We start from the raw sequence: 528 nt of genomic DNA on the forward strand, positions 1-528 counted from the left end.
GCTTGATCGTCCCCCACCCTTTACAGGAAGGACAATGCCAATAAAGGGAATGAGTAGAGAAGCCACACTTCCTGCATCGGTAGTGCGGTTTTACTTTTAATTGTTCTCCAACCATCGCTTGTAATGTAGATAAACTGTCTTTTGCGCGACCGTCTTCAGACTCTGCAATGTGGTAGTCAATCAGGCGATAAAAGCCCTTCATGGTTGGATTTTTCAGTAGCTGTTTCGTCAGCAATTCTTGGGCAGCGCCGACGCTTTCATGGTGAGCGACTAACTGAGCCAGCATCAACTCCGCTGACACCCCTGCCTTTTTATCAATACAGGCGCGTAAAAACTCGACCAGTTCATCTTCTTGCCCGAGATGGTGATAGCACTCAGCAATTGTCGGCAAAACATCGCTCACAAAGTCTTTGTCTTGCTCCAATACACCCGTTAGATACTTAATGGTTTGTTTGTAGTCTTCTGACTCCAAGTAAATCCGGCCGAGCGAAATACTTGCTCGAACACATTTTGGATCTTCGGAAAGTG

General features: G+C 46.4%; 1 pseudogene. It reads right to left on the reverse strand.

Features of this window, described 5'->3' with window-relative positions:
• Window positions 1-528 (reverse strand): annotated as a pseudogene (locus R7040_RS29725) (lipopolysaccharide assembly protein LapB); the annotation flags it as partial.

This window comes from Vibrio sp. 1069 (assembly GCF_033340555.1).